The following is a 16,652-nucleotide window of genomic DNA, read 5'->3' as shown; positions in this document are numbered from 1 at the left end:
TTAAACATCTCCAGAAAGAAGGAATTTAATCGTAAAAAAGAGAAGTATAGTTTTGATTTAGAGAGATAGATGTGGTTCAGGATAGGAGGAGGTACCTCTTTCGCTGTTCATGTTTCATTGTTTATTTAGTTGGGATGGGGCATCAATATACATACCGGTACGAATTCAAACCATTGTAAGGGGTGGGATCCATATGGCAGAGAAAATATTAATCGTCGACGATCAATTTGGGATTAGAATTTTGTTGAACGAAGTCTTGCAAAAAGAAGGGTATGAAACGTACCAAGCCTCCAATGGCGCACAAGCTCTTGAAATTGTCGACCGGTATTCTCCTGATTTAGTGTTGTTGGATATGAAAATTCCCGGAATGGATGGCATTGAAATACTCAAAAGAATGAAACAAAAAGACCCGGATATCAGGGTGATTATTATGACCGCTTATGGAGAACTGGATATGATTCAAGAGGCAAAAGAATTGGGAGTTCTCACACATTTCGCAAAGCCGTTTGACATTGATGATATACGCAATGCCGTTAAGCAATATATTTCTTAATTTCGGGTATATTTGAACAAGTGAAGAATTTTTTTTGTGAAAACGTACCCATGTTGGTAAAAAAGATATGAATTTGGTATCATAAACAATGTAAATTCCATCCGTTGGTTTAGGTAAGGGAGGGTCCTTTGCCGATTAAACTTCCAGGGAATGAGTTAAGGAGGAAAAATTATGCCTTTAGTTTCCATGACTGAAATGCTTAACAAAGCTAAAGATGAAGGATATGCTGTGGGTCAATTCAATATTAACAACTTAGAATTCACCCAAGCGATTCTACAAGCAGCTGAAGAAGAAAAATCTCCTGTTATTCTTGGAGTTTCTGAAGGCGCAGCTCGCTACATGGGCGGATTTAAATTGGTTGTAAACATGGTTAAAGCATTGATGGAAGAATATCAAATTACGGTGCCAGTGGCTATCCATCTTGACCATGGTTCCAGCTTTGAAACATGCGCAAAAGCGATTCATGCTGGTTTCACTTCCGTTATGTTTGACGGTTCCCACTACCCTCTTGAAGAAAACATTGCGCTGACGAAAAAAGTAGTGGAACTTGCCCATCTTTTTGGCGTCTCCGTTGAAGCGGAACTTGGCCGCATTGGTGGACAAGAAGATGACCTTGTTGTTGAAGAGGCAGAAGCAATGTACGCTATTCCTTCTGAATGCGATCGTCTTGTGAAAGAAACGGGTGTAGACTGCTTTGCTCCTGCACTGGGATCTGTTCATGGTCCGTACAAAGGAGAGCCGAAACTTGGTTTTGACCGTATGAAAGAAATAAGAGATTTAACAGGAGTTCCGCTCGTGCTTCATGGTGGTACAGGAATTCCAACAAAAGATATTCAAAAAGCCATTTCTCTTGGCACTGCCAAAATTAACGTAAATACAGAAAACCAAATAGCTTCTGCAAAAACTGTTCGCCAAGTTCTTGCAGAAAAACCGGATTTGTACGATCCACGTAAATACTTGGGACCGGCCCGCGATACCATTAAAGAAACGGTTATCGGCAAAATCCGCGAATTTGGTTCTTCAGGAAAAGCATTTTAAAATCATGAATAGTCAGTTTGAAACCGCCTTATCTTAATAGGGCGGTTTCCGTACATTACTCAATTGAAAATAATGGAAGAGGTGTGGTGGCGTCATGAAATTTTTTATTGATACAGCTAATATAGAAGAGATTAGAGAAGCCCATTCGTGGGGGATTCTATCAGGTGTGACAACCAATCCTTCTTTAGTAGCAAAAGAAAATGTTTCTTTTCAAGATCGCCTTCGTGAGATTACATCCCTTGTGGATGGATCTGTCAGTGCAGAAGTGATTGCGACGGATGCGGAAGGAATGATTCGGGAAGGACGGGAATTGGCTCAAATTTCTCCTAATATTACGATTAAAGTACCTATGACTCCCGATGGATTAAAAGCCGTTTCCACTTTTAAAAAAGAAGGCATTAAAACAAACGTAACCCTTATTTTTAACGCCAATCAAGCCCTTTTAGCCGCTCGTGCCGGAGCTTCCTATGTTTCTCCGTTTTTGGGACGACTGGACGATATTGGGCATGATGGTTTGGAATTGGTCGAAAAAATTGCTAATATTTTTGCGATCCATGATATTGAAACCGAAATCATTGCTGCTTCTATTCGCCATCCTCAGCATGTCACCGAAGCTGCCTTAAAAGGCGCTCATATCGCCACTGTTCCGTTTAAAGTATTGAAGCAAATGTTCCATCATCCGCTTACTGACAAAGGTATTGCTGCTTTTCTTGCCGATTGGGGCGGAAGATCGCTGAAATAAAATAAATTTTTCATCAGCGGGGCGCTTCCCCTGCTGATGTATAAGTTTTTGGAAAGTCTGACTTTCCTTGATTTGCTTAGCCGGAGCACCTTCTAGCGGAATAGCGGTAATCCCAAAGAATGCATCAAAAGACAAAAATCTATGATTTGAAAAAAATTCCAATATTTATACATGAAAAATGATATTTTGTTTAAACTAAAAAAGAATCCATGAAATCCTCTGTTTGAATGGATAAATATAAGTTCTTAAAAGTAGTGAAATCGTTATCTTTTGTTTTAGCAGGAAGGCAGCAAACTGCGGCACCAGAACAGTTGTGTTGCAAGATGATAGAGCCATCCTATGAAATAAAAATCCCGATCAATCACACTTGTCATCAATGAATGATGAACAATAATGTGATGGAGTTTCGTTTAATTTTTTCAACAAGGTAATCGGAAGGGAGTCTACCATGGAAAAGCTAAAAATCGCAGGAGGATATCCACTAAAGGGAACGGTAAAAATTGACGGAGCAAAAAACAGCGCTGTGGCTCTTATACCGGCAACGATTTTAGCAGAGTCTCCGGTAACCATTGAAGGATTGCCTGATATTTCTGATGTCCAAATTTTAAAACATTTATTGATGGAAATTGGCGGTAAGGTTACCTTTGAAAAAAATGAGATGACAGTTGATCCAACAGAAATGGTTTCCATGCCGCTCCCCAACGGCAGGGTGAAAAAGCTGCGCGCTTCCTACTATTTAATGGGTGCGATGTTGGGCAGGTTTAAAAAAGCCGTTGTTGGACTCCCTGGAGGCTGTCATCTTGGACCACGCCCTATCGACCAACACATTAAAGGTTTTGAAGCGCTCGGTGCTGAGGTAACAAACGAGCAAGGAGCCATTTACTTACGTGCGAAAGAGTTGCGGGGGGCGAGGGTGTATTTGGATGTGGTCAGTGTAGGCGCCACGATCAATATCATGCTGGCAGCAGTGAAAGCGAAAGGGCGGACAGTGATCGAAAATGCGGCGAAAGAGCCGGAAATTATTGATGTAGCCACCTTGCTGAATAATATGGGAGCCAAAATCAAAGGAGCCGGGACAGACGTGATTCGAATTGATGGAGTGGAACATTTGCACGGGTGTCGGCATACCATTATTCCTGATCGAATTGAAGCAGGCACATACATGATTTTGGCTGCGGCGATTGGAGAAGGAATTCTCATCGACAATGTCATTCCCCCTCATTTAGAGTCCGTCACAGCCAAACTTCGGGAAATGAATGTACCCATTGATATCGGAGATGACCAAATATTTGTCGGGAAAAGCGGCGAAATCAAAGCAGTTGATATTAAAACTCTTGTTTATCCAGGATTCCCAACAGATCTGCAGCAGCCATTTACCACTCTTCTTACTCAAGCTAAGGGCACATCAATTGTGACAGATACCATCTATTCCGCACGCCTCAAACATATAGATGAACTGAGAAGAATGAACGCCAAAATTAAAGTTGAGGGCAGTTCCGCCATCATTGACGGTCCGGTTAAGCTTCAAGGGGCGAAAGTAAAAGCGAGCGATTTACGCGCCGGTGCTGCACTTGTGATCGCAGGCTTGCTCGCGGAAGGCATTACGGAAGTGACAGGTGTCGAACATATTGATAGAGGATACAGCCATATAGTGGAAAAATTAAACGGCCTCGGTGCGACAGTTTGGCGTGAAAAATTATCAGAAGAAGAATTAGAACAAATAAAAAGTTCCTGATTCACTCTATTTTCCTCCTAAATGTGTTACAATAAATCTGTAATTATGTTATACAAATTCTAGTTATGTGTAATACAGGAGGAACCCATTATGGAGAGAAGCTTATCGATGGAACTTGTCCGCGTGACGGAAGCGGCTGCTCTTGCTTCAGCGCGGTGGATGGGACGAGGAAAAAAGGACGAAGCGGATGACGCTGCTACAACGGCAATGAGAGATGTGTTTGACACGGTTCCAATGAAAGGCACCGTGGTTATTGGCGAAGGCGAAATGGACGAAGCACCGATGCTTTATATAGGAGAAAAATTAGGGACAGGCTATGGCCCTCGAGTGGATGTAGCAGTAGATCCGCTGGAAGGAACGAATATTGTCGCATCCGGCGGCTGGAACGCTTTAGCGGTCATTGCCGTTGCGGATCATGGCAACCTTTTGCACGCTCCCGATATGTATATGGATAAAATTGCGGTCGGTCCGGAAGCTGTTGGACAAATTGACATCAACGCTCCGATCATCGACAATTTAAAAGCAGTAGCAAAAGCAAAAAACAAAGACATTGAAGATATCGTGGCAACGGTTTTGAACCGCCCGCGTCACGAGCATATCATCGCCGAGCTTCGTGAAGCAGGAGCTCGCATTAAATTAATCAACGATGGAGATGTAGCAGCTGCCATCAATACAGCTTTTGACCATACAGGCGTTGATATTCTTTTCGGAATTGGAGGGGCGCCTGAGGGAGTAATTGCAGCCGTAGCCTTAAAGTGTTTAGGCGGAGAAATTCAAGGAAAACTTATGCCGCAAAATGATCAAGAATTGAATCGGTGCAAAAGCATGGGAGTCGATGTCAATCAAGTTCTCCGCATGGAAGATTTGGTGCGGGGCGATGACGCCATCTTTGCTGCTACCGGCGTCACGGATGGAGAATTATTACGAGGAGTTCAATTTAAAGGCACTTATGGTTCAACACACTCTGTGGTCATGAGAGCAAAATCAGGCACGGTTCGTTTTATTGAAGGACGCCATAGTTTAAACAAAAAGCCGAACCTCGTCATAAAACCTTAAGGAACCGCCCAGAGAATTGAACAGTTCTTCCTTTTGATCGTACAGGCTCCCGGCTTGTACGATTTATTCCTTTCTTTTTTGTTCTCTTATTGATACATCCCTATGAACCAGTTAAAATAGATATGGCTTTCGCGAATTTTCCGTTCTATCTCTTCCTCATATATTTGATTAAAACTATTGCCATTTGATGAAGAATAAAATGTTGTGAAAAACTGAATAATAAAAAGTGTGGTGTCAAAATGGAAGAACTAACAATCTCATGCTTAGAAAACATGAAACTGAAAGAATTATATGAGTTAGCCAAAACGTATAAAATTTCCTACTACAGCAAATTAACCAAAAAAGAATTAATTTTTGCCATACTGAAAGCAAGGGCAGAACAAGAGGGCTTTTTCTTCATGGAAGGCGTTCTTGAAATCATCCAGTCAGAAGGGTTTGGTTTTCTCCGTCCCATTAATTATTCGCCAAGCTCTGAAGATATTTATATATCGGCATCCCAAATTCGACGATTTGATCTCCGAAATGGTGATAAAGTTTCCGGAAAGGTTCGTCCTCCAAAGGAAAATGAACGTTATTACGGCTTGCTTCATGTAGAGGCCGTCAACGGGGATGATCCTGAATCAGCAAAAGAAAGGGTGCACTTTCCGGCTTTAACACCGCTCTATCCTGACCGACAAATAGAACTTGAAACTTCACCATCCAATCTATCCACCAGAATCATGGACATCATCACTCCAGTGGGATTTGGCCAACGCGGACTCATTGTGGCTCCGCCAAAGGCAGGTAAAACCATGCTTCTAAAAGAAATTGCCAACGCTATCACAACCAACCACCCTGAGGCAGAATTAATCGTTCTGTTGATAGATGAAAGACCTGAAGAAGTGACTGATATTGAACGGTCCGTTCAAGCAGAAGTCGTCAGTTCTACATTTGATGAAGTTCCGGAAAATCACATAAAAGTAGCTGAACTTGTTTTGGAAAGAGCCATGCGTCTTGTAGAGCATAAAAGAGACGTTGTGATTTTAATGGACAGCATCACCCGGCTTGCCAGAGCTTATAACTTAGTCATTCCGCCAAGCGGAAGAACGTTGTCCGGAGGAATTGATCCGGCTGCTTTCCATCGTCCGAAGAGATTTTTTGGAGCTGCCCGCAATATTGAAGAAGGCGGGAGCTTGACGATTTTGGCAACTGCTCTTGTGGATACGGGTTCACGCATGGACGACGTGATTTATGAAGAATTCAAAGGAACCGGCAACATGGAACTTCATCTCGATCGGAATCTTGCTGAGAGAAGAATTTTTCCGGCGATTGATATTCGTCGTTCCGGAACGCGTAAAGAAGAATTGTTGATTGATAAAGAACGGCTGGATGTTTTATGGGCGATTCGAAAAACGATGTCAGATTCTCCGGATTTGGCAGAGAAATTTTTGCGCAAGCTTAAACAAACCAAAACCAATAGTGAATTTTTTGAGCAAATTGCTGAGGAAATGAAAACGAATGGGATGTCTAAACGGATTTTGATGTAAAAGCATTGAAAATGAACACGTGATCTGGGGAAAGATTTGGTGGCTTTTTTCACCAGAAGAGGCAAACACTTTTGTTGCAATGAAATACATTTTCTGCTATAATCCTACTAGTGTTTTTTGAAAAAAGAAGTATGCGGTTGTTTCCGCACTTTCATAGAACTCTGTTTCAGATGACTCAGGGCATAAAAGGAGATGAAAAGAATGAAACCAGGTATTCATCCTGAATACAAAAAAGTAAAAGTAAAATGCGCTTGCGGAAATGAATTCGAAAGTGGTTCCGTGAAGGATGAGCTTCGCGTTGAAATTTGTTCTGAATGCCATCCTTTCTACACAGGACGTCAAAAATTCGCTTCTGCAGCCGGTCGTGTTGATAAATTTAATAAAAAATACGGTCTTAAATAAGAATCGAAAGAGTGACAGGCGAGTTTTATCAACTGCTTGCCTGTTTTTTGTTCCCGGCGGAAGCAGCTATAATAGTCTCTTGTTCGTGGAAACAATGGTATAGGGGCAATGAACGATATTGCCTCTATTTTTTTGCAGCTGCTTTGCCCGGAGAAGGATCTGCTTTCCGGGGCCGGGAAAATGGATGGGGCTGCATCCTGGACATGCATGACGGCAGTACGGGGTATAAAAGGATCATTGCCGTTTGCAATCGTTTTTTACTTATTTAGATCGGACTTCGTGTCTAAAACACAAAATCGTTTTTTACGGGAAATGATCCGTAAAAGCTTATGGAAATCTTGAGAAGGCAGTGCGGGATGCAGGCCCCGGCTGCTCATTGGTTTCTTAAATTCTTGAACGGAATTTCTTGGAAAGTGGGGCTCTTTCTATGTATGTCATGGAACATTCCGGTTGGGTGGAAGTCATATGCGGCAGCATGTTTTCCGGGAAATCGGAAGAGTTGATTCGTCGTGTTCGCAGAGCAGAATTTGCAAAACAAAACATCCTTGTATTTAAACCAAAATTGGACAATCGTTACAGCGAAGAAGCGGTTGTCTCTCATAACGGAATATCCTTTGAGGCAATCCCGGTAGAATCTTCTCAAGAGATTGTGGAATTGGTCACGGAAGACATTGATGTTGTAGCGATCGACGAGACCCAGTTTTTTGATGAAGGCATTGTTGAAGCCGTAAAACATTTAGCGGATCGAGGACACCGTGTGATCGTGGCGGGATTAGATCTCGATTTTCGCGGAGAGCCTTTTGGACCCATGCCTGCTTTAATGGCGACGGCAGAAATGGTCACAAAACTACAAGCTGTTTGCACGGTTTGCGGCTCGCCTGCAAGCCGGACACAACGGCTTATAAACGGTTCGCCGGCTAGTTATGATGATCCGATCATCTTGGTAGGAGCGTCCGAAAGTTACGAGCCGAGGTGCCGCCATCATCACATCGTTCCTGGATCAGAGAAAGAACTACAAAAGAAAAGCTTAGCTTCCTCTCAGGAAATATAAAGCAATAGTACCCTCCTTTTTATTGGTTATCCTAAGAAAAGGAGGTGTTTTTTTATGCGTTTTTTCCTAATGGCCGCTGTGGTGTTTTTGCTGTTGAACGGCTGTGGAATGATTGAAAGGGATTCGACCTATGGAGAACGGGAAGACCGTCATGGAGTTCAATTTGTAAGCCATCGAGATCGTCTCGGCAGCCAAGAGCGCAGGGAGCGTGACGACCCGACAAACACAAACCAAAATCCTAATTTTATTGATCGAGCGCCCGATCAGCCGAATTTAGGCACTGATATTGAGAAAGCAAAGCAAGTGATTCGCAATGATACAAATCGTTATGAGATTGATTCCGTTTGGATCAACGGACGGACGATGTGGGTAAAAGTCAATACCCACAGAAAACTGTCCGATGAAGACAAAGCGGAAGCAAGATTGCATAGAAAGCTCATCCAAGCCCTTCCGCGTTACCGGATCGAGGTGGATATCAAGCAGCGATAAGCTCCCTTGCGTTAGGGAGTCCTTTTTATATGTATAAGAAAAAGGTCCAACTGCCCTTAACTGCTCGATAAGTTCAACTAACAAAATCCCCGCTTATGAAAGTTTCACTTAATTTTTTGGTGTTGTGGCTGGCCATCCTGTATACTATAATAAGAACGTTTAAGACTGAACGTAGAGGTGACATGAATGTTTGATCGTTTGCAGGCAGTGGAAGACAGGTACGAGAAATTAAATGAACTGCTGAGTGATCCCGAAATTGTGAACGACCCGAAAAAGCTTCGGGATTATTCAAAAGAGCAGTCGGATATAGCCGAAACCGTGCAAACGTACCGTGAATATAAAAAGAAAAAGCAGCAATACCAAGAAGCGAAAGAAATGCTGGAGGAAAAGCTTGATCCGGAAATGCGCGAAATGGTAAAAGAAGAACTGCATGATCTCGAGGGTCAACTGGAGGATTTGGAAGAGCAATTAAAAATCCTGCTGCTTCCGAAAGATCCGAATGATGATAAAAACGTTATCATGGAAATCCGCGGAGCGGCAGGGGGAGAAGAGGCAGCCCTTTTTGCGGGAGATCTGTACCGCATGTACAGCCGCTATGCTGAGTCAAAAGGTTGGAAAACAGAAGTAATCGAAGCGAATCCAACAGGACTTGGAGGATATAAAGAAATCATTTTTATGATTCAAGGTAAAGGAGCTTTTTCACGGTTAAAATATGAAAACGGCGCGCACAGGGTTCAGCGTGTTCCGGAAACAGAATCGGGTGGCCGGATTCATACATCCACTGCGACGGTTGCTTGTCTGCCGGAAGCGGAAGAAGTAGAAGTGGAAATCAATGAAAAGGATATTCGCGTCGATACGTTTGCTTCCAGCGGTCCGGGCGGGCAAAGTGTAAACACAACCATGTCGGCAGTCCGTTTAACTCATATTCCAACCGGAATTGTTGTGTCTTGCCAAGATGAAAAGTCGCAAATCAAAAATAAAGAAAAAGCCATGAAAGTATTGCGCGCCCGCATTTATGACAAATATCAGCAGGAAGCGCAGGCAGAGTACGATGAAAAACGCAAATCCGCTGTCGGCACAGGAGATCGTTCTGAACGCATTCGCACGTATAACTTTCCGCAAAATCGCGTTACCGATCACCGAATCGGTTTGACGATCCAGAAGCTTGATCAAGTGCTGGAAGGAAAACTGGATGAGGTGATTGATGCTCTCATCTTGGAAGAGCAATCGAAAAAACTGGAAAATTTAGAGGACTAGACATGGCGGGATGGAAATTATACGAAGCCCTTAATTGGGCTTCTTCTTTTTTAAAAGAGCATAAACGCGATCAAAATGCGGGAGAAATTTTGCTTATGCATGTCATGAAAATGGATCGAGCCAAACTGTTGGCTAATTTGCGAACAGATTTAAGCCGAAAAGAACAAGAACAGTTTGTTGACTGGGTGCATCGTCATAGCGAGGGCGTCCCCGTCCAATATTTAGTAGGTTCTGAAGAATTTTTCGGCCGAACTTTTGCAGTGAATAAAAACGTGTTGATTCCGAGGCCGGAGACGGAAGAGTTGGTTTATTACGCTTTAAAAAGAATGTCTGTTTTATTTGACGGCAAAAAGGGATTGACGATTGCGGATATCGGTACCGGGAGCGGAGCCATCGCTGTTACCGTCAAATTGGAACGGCCGGACTGTATCGTTTATGGTGTGGATATTTCCCGGCCGTCGCTCGATGTGGCTATCCAAAACGGAAACCGTTTAGGAGCTGATGTTCAATGGGTGGAAGGAGATTTGTTAACGCCATTCATTGATAAAGGAATAAAATTGGACGTCATTCTTTCGAATCCTCCTTATATTCCGCTGGCCGAAAAGGATTTATTAGCCGATGTCGTGAAAGATCATGAGCCGGAATTGGCTTTATTTGGAGGGCAAGACGGATTGGATCTATATCGCCGGTTTTGCACCCAGCTTCCGCTTGTATTAAAAGAACAGGCTCTTGTCGGTTTCGAAGTCGGTGCCGGCCAAGGGCAAGTTGTAGCGGATATGCTGAAAAAAGTGTTTCCTAAAGGGGACATACAGGTTGTGTTTGATATAAACGGCAAAGACCGCATGGTATTTATGGAGATGAAGAATCATCAGTGAATGCAGCTGGCGAAAGGGTTCCTTGAATGGAAACAAACAGAGGCTCTGAAGTTGATAGAATAAAGAGATCCTATTTGAATTTCTCATCAAAAAAGAAACCCCCTTATGCGCCATGCTTTCTGATTTTTGTTAGTCCATTTAAGTGAATAAGCCTGTAGGAAGCCACTTGGGGAGGAAGATTGACGACCCGGGTGGCTTTTTCGTTTTGTCTGATAAGGCTTGTACTGAAAATAGGTTTCTATGAAATTTTATTTTCCGTGTTTAATTGCCGGTGATTATGTCCACACTGCTTTTTAGAGGGGAGAGGTGGATGAAATGAAAAAGTATACGGCAGTATTCTATTTATTGATTCTTTCAATGGGAACCATTTTCAGTTTATATATACCGAAGCAGGAAACAGCCGCGGAGGAAACAGTGGTTATCCCGGATCAGGCGATTCGATTAAGGATTTTGGCCAACAGCGATAAGCCGGAGGACCAAGCAGTGAAAAGAAAAATACGCGATGAAGTGAATGCCCATATTCAGTTATGGGTGAAAGATCTTACTTCTATCAGCCAAGCAAGGAAAGTGATCAAAAGCAAACTTCCGGAAATACAACGTATTGCTTCCCGCGTCATGGACGAGGAAGGAATTCATCAATCGGTGAAAGTTGAATATGGGAAGCACATCCAGTTTCCAACCAAACTGTACGGTCAATATTTATATCCGGCGGGAGACTATGAAGCGGTTTTAATTACATTAGGAGAAGGGAAAGGAGCCAACTGGTGGTGTGTTCTCTATCCTCCGCTTTGTTTTCTTGACTTTTCTAACAGTGTGGCCGTTCGCAATGAAGCGGAGGCAAATCCGGGTGTGAACGAGAAAAAAGAAAAGACCGAAAAAAGAGAAACGAATAAGAAAGAAGAGGTCGAGTCGGCACCATCGACAGTGGACAAAGAGGACGATTCAACGGTGACTGAAAAGAATCCAATCGAGGCCCCGAGAAAAAAAGATGAAACAGAAACAAGTTCAACGGGAGAAGGTATCGAACAGCCTTCTTTATCTGCCGCGGGCGCAGACGGCCAAATGGAAAATAAAAGCGAGTTGTCGAGAGACCATTCGGCAAACGTAAAGGAAACAAAAAAGAAAAAGGAAGAAGATCCCATCAAGAAAAACAGCGTCTCTAAGAAAAAAAGCAGCAAACCCCCTGTTTATGTCGGCGACGAAGAGAAAGTAAAGGTTCATTTTTTAATCGTGGATGTCATGAAAAAGCTCTTTTAATCGGAAGCACCTCGAATGGGTTGTCGAGGTGTTTTTTCATGTGCCATTTTGGGAGCATCGGCAGGGAAAAGAGAAAAAATTGGGAATTATAAAAAAACAAGAAACTTATTTTCAGCTTAAACGTAAATGTAATTTGGAGCAAGATTTTTTCGAGTCTGGGTCCTTTTCCCGAAGAAAGAGGTGCTGAAACCAGCTTCCGGCCTTTACTCAGTTAAGAGATTTTCACTCTTCTTCACTGGAGGAAGGATCTAAATAGACGGTTTGTTTTCAAAAGGAGTGATTTCATGTCTTTGAAACTGGAAAATGTGACAAAACGATTTGGTTCTTTGACAGCAGTAAATCAATTATCGTTAGAAATTCCGTCCAACGAAATTTTCGGATTTCTCGGAGCGAATGGTGCAGGAAAAACGACCACATTTCGAATGATTTTGGGGTTGTTGGATTTGTCGAATGGCTCCATTCTGTGGGACGGGAGGCCGATCAACTACGAAACCAGTCCTTACATTGGATATTTGCCCGAAGAGAGAGGGCTGTATCCGAAATTAAAGGTGAAAGACCAGGTGGTGTACTTGGCACGGTTAAGAGGCATGGACAAACAAAACGCCGAGAAGGAATTAAAAAAATGGCTGGACCGCTTTCAAGTGCCTCAATATGAAATGAAAAAAGTGGAAGAACTTTCGAAAGGAAATCAGCAAAAAATTCAATTTATCACAGCCGTTCTTCATAAACCGAAACTGTTAATTCTCGATGAACCGTTTAGCGGTCTTGATCCGGTCAATGTCGAACTATTAAAAGAGGCCGTTCTGGATTTAAAAAACAGCGGGACAACCATTGTGTTCTCCAGCCATCGTATGGAGCATGTGGAAGAACTATGCGAACATGTATGCATCATGCAAAAAGGCAGTCCGGTTTTATCAGGGTCTCTTCGTGAAATCAAGCGTTCATTCGGGAAAAAGAACATTTCCATTGCGGCCGATTTTTCGCTTGATTATTTAAAGGAGTTTCCGGGGGTATTGAAATGGAAAAAAACAAGTGAAGGAGCTCTTCTTCAAGTAGAAACGGAAGAAGTCGGACAGCCGATTTTGGAAAGTCTGATCGGAAAAGGATTTGTTCGCAAATTTTCAATAGACGAGCCTTCTTTGAATGATATTTTTATAGAGAAAGTGGGGCTTTCTTATGAATAAGTTTTGGATGATGCTCGTACATACTTATGGAACTAAATTAAAAACAAAATCGTTTATAGTGACAACGATCATTTTGGTGGCGGCCATTTTTTTGATGGCCAACATTAATAAAATCATTTCTTATTTTGACGGCCATGAAGTCAAACACATTGCTGTACTTGATGAAAGCAATGGCGTTATCTTTGCGCCTTTAAAAACGAGCTTGGCAGCCGTAGACAAAGACATAAAACTTGAAAAATCCGGCGATGACGAAACCGCTTTGAAAAAACAAGTAAGTGAAGGAAAATTAGATGGTTATTTGGTCTTGTCGCTTGATGAGCGACAATTGCCGAAAGCCGTTTACCGATCGGAATCCTCTGACTCCAATACGGCCGATCGGTTGAAAAATGCTTTGCAAACGGTGAAGGGGCAAATGGTCGCCGGAAAACTTCAGCTTACCTCTGATAAGCTGGCTCTTTTAAACTCCCCTGTTTCATTTGAAAAGGTGCCTCTTGATCGAAAGGCCCAATCAAAAGAACAGCAGGGAGCGGCGAGTGCGCTCGTATACGTTCTGTTAATAGCCATTTATATGTCTGTGCTTATGTATGCCAACATGATTGCCACAGAAGTGGCCGTTGAGAAATCCTCTCGAGTGATGGAAATTTTGATTTCCAGTGTGTCGCCGATCAAGCAGATGTTTGCCAAAATTTTGGGTGTAGGGCTGTTGGGGTTGACGCAAATCATAATCGCAATCGCAGCCGGTGTTCTGGCACTTCAAACAAATTCGGAAGTATTGTCATTTATTAAACATTTTCATATTTCCAGCATGGCTGCTTCCACGATTGGATACGCGATCGTGTTTTTCCTTCTTGGATATTTTCTTTATGCTACATTGGCTGCTTTGTTGGGATCGCTTGTCAGCAGGGTGGAAGATATTCAACAAATGGTGCTTCCAATGACGTTTTTAGTAGTGATCGGCTTTATGGTGTCCATGTATGGGATGAATCAGCCGGACGCTGCCTTCGTTACCGTTGCATCTTATATTCCGTTTTTCACCCCGATGATTATGTTTATGAGGTATGGACTATTGGGGATTCCCACTTGGGAAGTTTTAGTCGGCATTGCGATTATGATCGTTTCCATCATTATTCTGGCCGTCATGGGCGCTCGAATTTATCGAGGGGGAGTGCTGATGTACGGGACTTCTTCTTCTCTGAAAAATATAAAAACCGCCTTCCTGTTGACAAAAAAAGAACCAACGTCCGAAAGAAAGAAAAACATTCCTTTTTAATGCGGCTATGGATTGAAAAAGCGGCGAAAAAGTTTGAATATCCACTTTTCTCGTGGCATGCTTTGAATTCAATTGGAAGCCCAAACATCAAAATTATATCGTCATAAAGAACCGGACCCGCTCAAGGGTTCGGTTTTTTAATAGGAATAGGACAAATATTAAACTTTTGATGAGGATGAAATAGCAAAAAAAGCGTAAATTCTGAAATTTATCCACTTTATCCACATAGTTATCCACTGATTAAACATCATATTATCCACATATGTGGATAATAATGGGGAATTTGTGAATATGCGTTTTTATGATAAAATAAAGGAACGCCATAATATAATTAGGATAAAGAGCGGTTGAAAACGAAAAAGAACTTTGTGAAATTGTAAGGTGAATAAGGATGGAAACAAAATGTTGGATTGTGGATAAAGAAGTGGACAACGAAACTCGTTATCCACAAATTGAAGAAGCAGCACAAGCTCTTCGGTTAAATGAAGTGGTGGCCTTTCCGACCGAAACGGTCTATGGATTAGGGGCCAATGCTTTGAGCGATGAGGCGATTGCCAAAATTTATGAAGCGAAAGGGCGGCCAAGCGATAATCCGCTTATTGTTCATATCGCCGATACATCCCAATTGGAACCACTTATTGTGGACATTCCTGAAAAAGCGAAACGGCTGATGGAAGCTTTTTGGCCTGGTCCGTTAACCATTATTTTTAAGAAAATGCCAGGGCGCCTATCCGAGAAGGCTACAGCCGGTATGGATACGGTGGGCATTCGCATGCCTGACCATCCGGTTGCGCTTAAATTGATTTCGGCGTGCGGCCTCCCCATTGCTGCGCCAAGCGCCAATCGGTCCGGAAAGCCGAGTCCGACTTCTGCTAAACATGTTTGGGACGATTTAGCAGGGAAAATTGCGGGGGTCGTGGATGGCGGCGAAACGGGGGTCGGGGTGGAATCCACTGTGCTTGATTGCACTGTAGAGCCGCCCGTCATTTTACGTCCCGGCGGCCTTTCAAAGGAAGAAATAGAAGATGTCATTGGCCATGTAGAATTCGACCCTGCTCTAAAAAATAAAGACAGCAAGCCGAAAGCTCCGGGCATGAAATATACTCATTATGCTCCGAACGCACCTTTGTATTTAGTGGAAGGACCGATCGAAAAAATTCAGCAGCTGGCGGATGCTCAAAGAAGTGCGGGAAAAAAGGTCGGAATCTTAACGACAGAGGAGAACTCTTCCAGCTACGATGCCGATATTGTTCTCTCCTGTGGAAAAAGATCCGAATTGTCCACGGTCGCTCATGAACTTTATGGCGTGTTGCGCCAATTTAACGAGACGGAAGTGGACATTATCTATTCAGAAGTTTTTCCAAACAAGGGTATTGGTGCAGCGGTGATGAACCGTCTGGAAAAAGCGGCGGGTCATAAATGGATTCGATGACGGATGAATGTTGTCAACGTTTTGACGATCCTCCTTTGGTAAACGATTGGGCAAACATTCGGAATCTCAAAAAAGAAGGACGTAATGACGACCTGGCCATTCAATTAAATAAGAGATAAGGGGATTGGTCTATTTTCAGCCTCTTTTCTTACCAGTGGCTTATCATTCTAAAACCTTTCGGACATGCATAATCATGAATAGGGGATGTCCGAAGGGGGATGCAGAATGACAAGCTATATGGGGGAAATCATAACATTAGTATTAATGGCGTTTGCGCTCAGTATGGATGCGTTTTCTGTTGGTTTGGGAATGGGAATGTTTGCGCTCCGCTCTAAACAAATTTTTTACATAGGAATGATGGTTGGGATCTTCCATGTTTGGATGCCGCTGATGGGAATGATAGCGGGCCATTTTTTATCGCACACATTCGGAACGGTTGCCGGATATGCCGGAGGGATTCTATTGATTCTGTTAGGAATCTCCATGTTCCTATCTTGCTTTAAAAAAGAGGAATCGTTTGTGACGCCTGTTGGTTTTGGGTTGATTTTATTTGCTTTAAGCGTCAGCCTCGACAGCTTTTCTGTCGGTTTGACGCTAGGGATATTAGGCGCAAAAACGGTCGTTTCTCTTGTTTGTTTTGGGGTTACAGCGGCATTATTAACTTGGTTTGGTCTTTTGATTGGTAGTAAAGCGAAGAGTGTAATCGGCGTTTACAGTGAAGCGATCGGCGGGAGCATACTATTGGCGATAGGGCTTAAACTGATTCTCCCTTTTTAGGCAGGGAG

At 42.9% G+C, this 16,652-nt stretch carries 16 protein-coding genes; all 16 read left to right on the top strand.

What is annotated here, in order from left to right:
• Nucleotides 1-193 precede the first annotated feature (193 nt).
• On the top strand, nt 194-553 hold the full coding sequence (locus BSM4216_RS15130) for a response regulator (RefSeq protein ID WP_003353370.1): 360 nt from the start codon (nt 194-196) through the stop codon (nt 551-553).
• A 171-nt stretch (nt 554-724) separates the two neighbouring features.
• A complete protein-coding gene (locus BSM4216_RS15125) occupies nt 725-1,591 on the top strand; it encodes a class II fructose-bisphosphate aldolase (RefSeq protein WP_003353369.1) in 867 nt (288 codons plus the stop codon).
• A gap of 94 nt (nt 1,592-1,685) precedes the next feature.
• A complete protein-coding gene (gene fsa / locus BSM4216_RS15120) occupies nt 1,686-2,333 on the top strand; it encodes a fructose-6-phosphate aldolase (protein ID WP_048624251.1) in 648 nt (215 codons plus the stop codon).
• 448 nt (nt 2,334-2,781) lie between these two features.
• Nucleotides 2,782-4,068: a UDP-N-acetylglucosamine 1-carboxyvinyltransferase gene (locus BSM4216_RS15115; RefSeq protein WP_003353367.1), complete on the top strand. Its 1,287-nt coding sequence runs from the start codon at nt 2,782-2,784 to the stop codon at nt 4,066-4,068.
• A 90-nt stretch (nt 4,069-4,158) separates the two neighbouring features.
• Nucleotides 4,159-5,124 carry a class II fructose-bisphosphatase gene (gene glpX / locus BSM4216_RS15110; protein WP_003353366.1) on the top strand — a complete coding sequence of 322 codons (966 nt, stop codon included), beginning with the start codon at nt 4,159-4,161 and terminating at the stop codon, nt 5,122-5,124.
• Nucleotides 5,125-5,363: 239 nt separating this feature from the next.
• Nucleotides 5,364-6,650 (top strand): transcription termination factor Rho, encoded by a 1,287-nt coding sequence (gene rho, locus BSM4216_RS15105; protein WP_003353365.1) that lies wholly within the window; start codon nt 5,364-5,366, stop codon nt 6,648-6,650.
• Nucleotides 6,651-6,851: 201 nt separating this feature from the next.
• The gene (gene rpmE, locus BSM4216_RS15100; RefSeq protein WP_003353364.1) at nt 6,852-7,052 is read left to right on the top strand and encodes a 50S ribosomal protein L31; all 201 of its coding nucleotides are present in this window, start codon (nt 6,852-6,854) and stop codon (nt 7,050-7,052) included.
• A gap of 427 nt (nt 7,053-7,479) precedes the next feature.
• Nucleotides 7,480-8,103 carry a thymidine kinase gene (locus BSM4216_RS15090; protein ID WP_048624249.1) on the top strand — a complete coding sequence of 208 codons (624 nt, stop codon included), beginning with the start codon at nt 7,480-7,482 and terminating at the stop codon, nt 8,101-8,103.
• 54 nt (nt 8,104-8,157) lie between these two features.
• Nucleotides 8,158-8,592 (top strand): hypothetical protein, encoded by a 435-nt coding sequence (locus BSM4216_RS15085; protein ID WP_003353362.1) that lies wholly within the window; start codon nt 8,158-8,160, stop codon nt 8,590-8,592.
• Between the two features lie 186 nt (nt 8,593-8,778).
• Complete coding sequence (gene prfA / locus BSM4216_RS15080) at nt 8,779-9,849, top strand: peptide chain release factor 1 (RefSeq protein ID WP_048624248.1); 1,071 nt, start codon at nt 8,779-8,781, stop codon at nt 9,847-9,849.
• 2 nt (nt 9,850-9,851) lie between these two features.
• Nucleotides 9,852-10,724: a peptide chain release factor N(5)-glutamine methyltransferase gene (gene prmC, locus BSM4216_RS15075; RefSeq protein ID WP_048624247.1), complete on the top strand. Its 873-nt coding sequence runs from the start codon at nt 9,852-9,854 to the stop codon at nt 10,722-10,724.
• Between the two features lie 315 nt (nt 10,725-11,039).
• Entirely contained in the window at nt 11,040-11,981 is a 942-nt protein-coding gene (gene spoIIR, locus BSM4216_RS15070) for a stage II sporulation protein R (protein WP_048624246.1), read from the top strand.
• Nucleotides 11,982-12,265: 284 nt separating this feature from the next.
• Nucleotides 12,266-13,165, top strand: coding sequence for an ABC transporter ATP-binding protein (locus tag BSM4216_RS15065; RefSeq protein WP_048624245.1), 900 nt, complete (start codon nt 12,266-12,268; stop codon nt 13,163-13,165).
• Entirely contained in the window at nt 13,158-14,435 is a 1,278-nt protein-coding gene (locus tag BSM4216_RS15060; protein WP_048624244.1) for an ABC transporter permease, read from the top strand. The genes BSM4216_RS15065 and BSM4216_RS15060 overlap by 8 nt, the downstream gene beginning before the upstream one ends.
• 391 nt (nt 14,436-14,826) lie before the next feature.
• Nucleotides 14,827-15,867, top strand: a complete 1,041-nt coding sequence (locus BSM4216_RS15055; RefSeq protein ID WP_048624243.1) for an L-threonylcarbamoyladenylate synthase — start codon at nt 14,827-14,829, stop codon at nt 15,865-15,867.
• A gap of 225 nt (nt 15,868-16,092) precedes the next feature.
• On the top strand, nt 16,093-16,644 hold the full coding sequence (locus BSM4216_RS15050) for a manganese efflux pump MntP (RefSeq protein WP_048624242.1): 552 nt from the start codon (nt 16,093-16,095) through the stop codon (nt 16,642-16,644).
• Nucleotides 16,645-16,652: the final 8 nt, after the last annotated feature.

Source organism: Bacillus smithii (genome assembly GCF_001050115.1).
Lineage (GTDB): Bacteria > Bacillota > Bacilli > Bacillales > DSM-4216 > Bacillus_O > Bacillus_O smithii.
This window is presented reverse-complemented; position numbering and strand designations above follow the sequence as displayed.

Excerpts from the sequence above, each read along its gene's own strand:
- BSM4216_RS15130 (WP_003353370.1), top strand. The coding sequence starts at position 194 with ATGGCAGAGAAAATATTAATCGTCGACGATCAATTTGGGATTAGAATT.
- BSM4216_RS15125 (WP_003353369.1), top strand. The coding sequence starts at position 725 with ATGCCTTTAGTTTCCATGACTGAAATGCTTAACAAAGCTAAAGATGAA.
- fsa (WP_048624251.1), top strand. The coding sequence starts at position 1,686 with ATGAAATTTTTTATTGATACAGCTAATATAGAAGAGATTAGAGAAGCC.
- BSM4216_RS15115 (WP_003353367.1), top strand. The coding sequence starts at position 2,782 with ATGGAAAAGCTAAAAATCGCAGGAGGATATCCACTAAAGGGAACGGTA.
- glpX (WP_003353366.1), top strand. The coding sequence starts at position 4,159 with ATGGAGAGAAGCTTATCGATGGAACTTGTCCGCGTGACGGAAGCGGCT.
- rho (WP_003353365.1), top strand. The coding sequence starts at position 5,364 with ATGGAAGAACTAACAATCTCATGCTTAGAAAACATGAAACTGAAAGAA.
- rpmE (WP_003353364.1), top strand. The coding sequence starts at position 6,852 with ATGAAACCAGGTATTCATCCTGAATACAAAAAAGTAAAAGTAAAATGC.
- BSM4216_RS15090 (WP_048624249.1), top strand. The coding sequence starts at position 7,480 with ATGTATGTCATGGAACATTCCGGTTGGGTGGAAGTCATATGCGGCAGC.
- BSM4216_RS15085 (WP_003353362.1), top strand. The coding sequence starts at position 8,158 with ATGCGTTTTTTCCTAATGGCCGCTGTGGTGTTTTTGCTGTTGAACGGC.
- prfA (WP_048624248.1), top strand. The coding sequence starts at position 8,779 with ATGTTTGATCGTTTGCAGGCAGTGGAAGACAGGTACGAGAAATTAAAT.
- prmC (WP_048624247.1), top strand. The coding sequence starts at position 9,852 with ATGGCGGGATGGAAATTATACGAAGCCCTTAATTGGGCTTCTTCTTTT.
- spoIIR (WP_048624246.1), top strand. The coding sequence starts at position 11,040 with ATGAAAAAGTATACGGCAGTATTCTATTTATTGATTCTTTCAATGGGA.
- BSM4216_RS15065 (WP_048624245.1), top strand. The coding sequence starts at position 12,266 with ATGTCTTTGAAACTGGAAAATGTGACAAAACGATTTGGTTCTTTGACA.
- BSM4216_RS15060 (WP_048624244.1), top strand. The coding sequence starts at position 13,158 with ATGAATAAGTTTTGGATGATGCTCGTACATACTTATGGAACTAAATTA.
- BSM4216_RS15055 (WP_048624243.1), top strand. The coding sequence starts at position 14,827 with ATGGAAACAAAATGTTGGATTGTGGATAAAGAAGTGGACAACGAAACT.
- BSM4216_RS15050 (WP_048624242.1), top strand. The coding sequence starts at position 16,093 with ATGACAAGCTATATGGGGGAAATCATAACATTAGTATTAATGGCGTTT.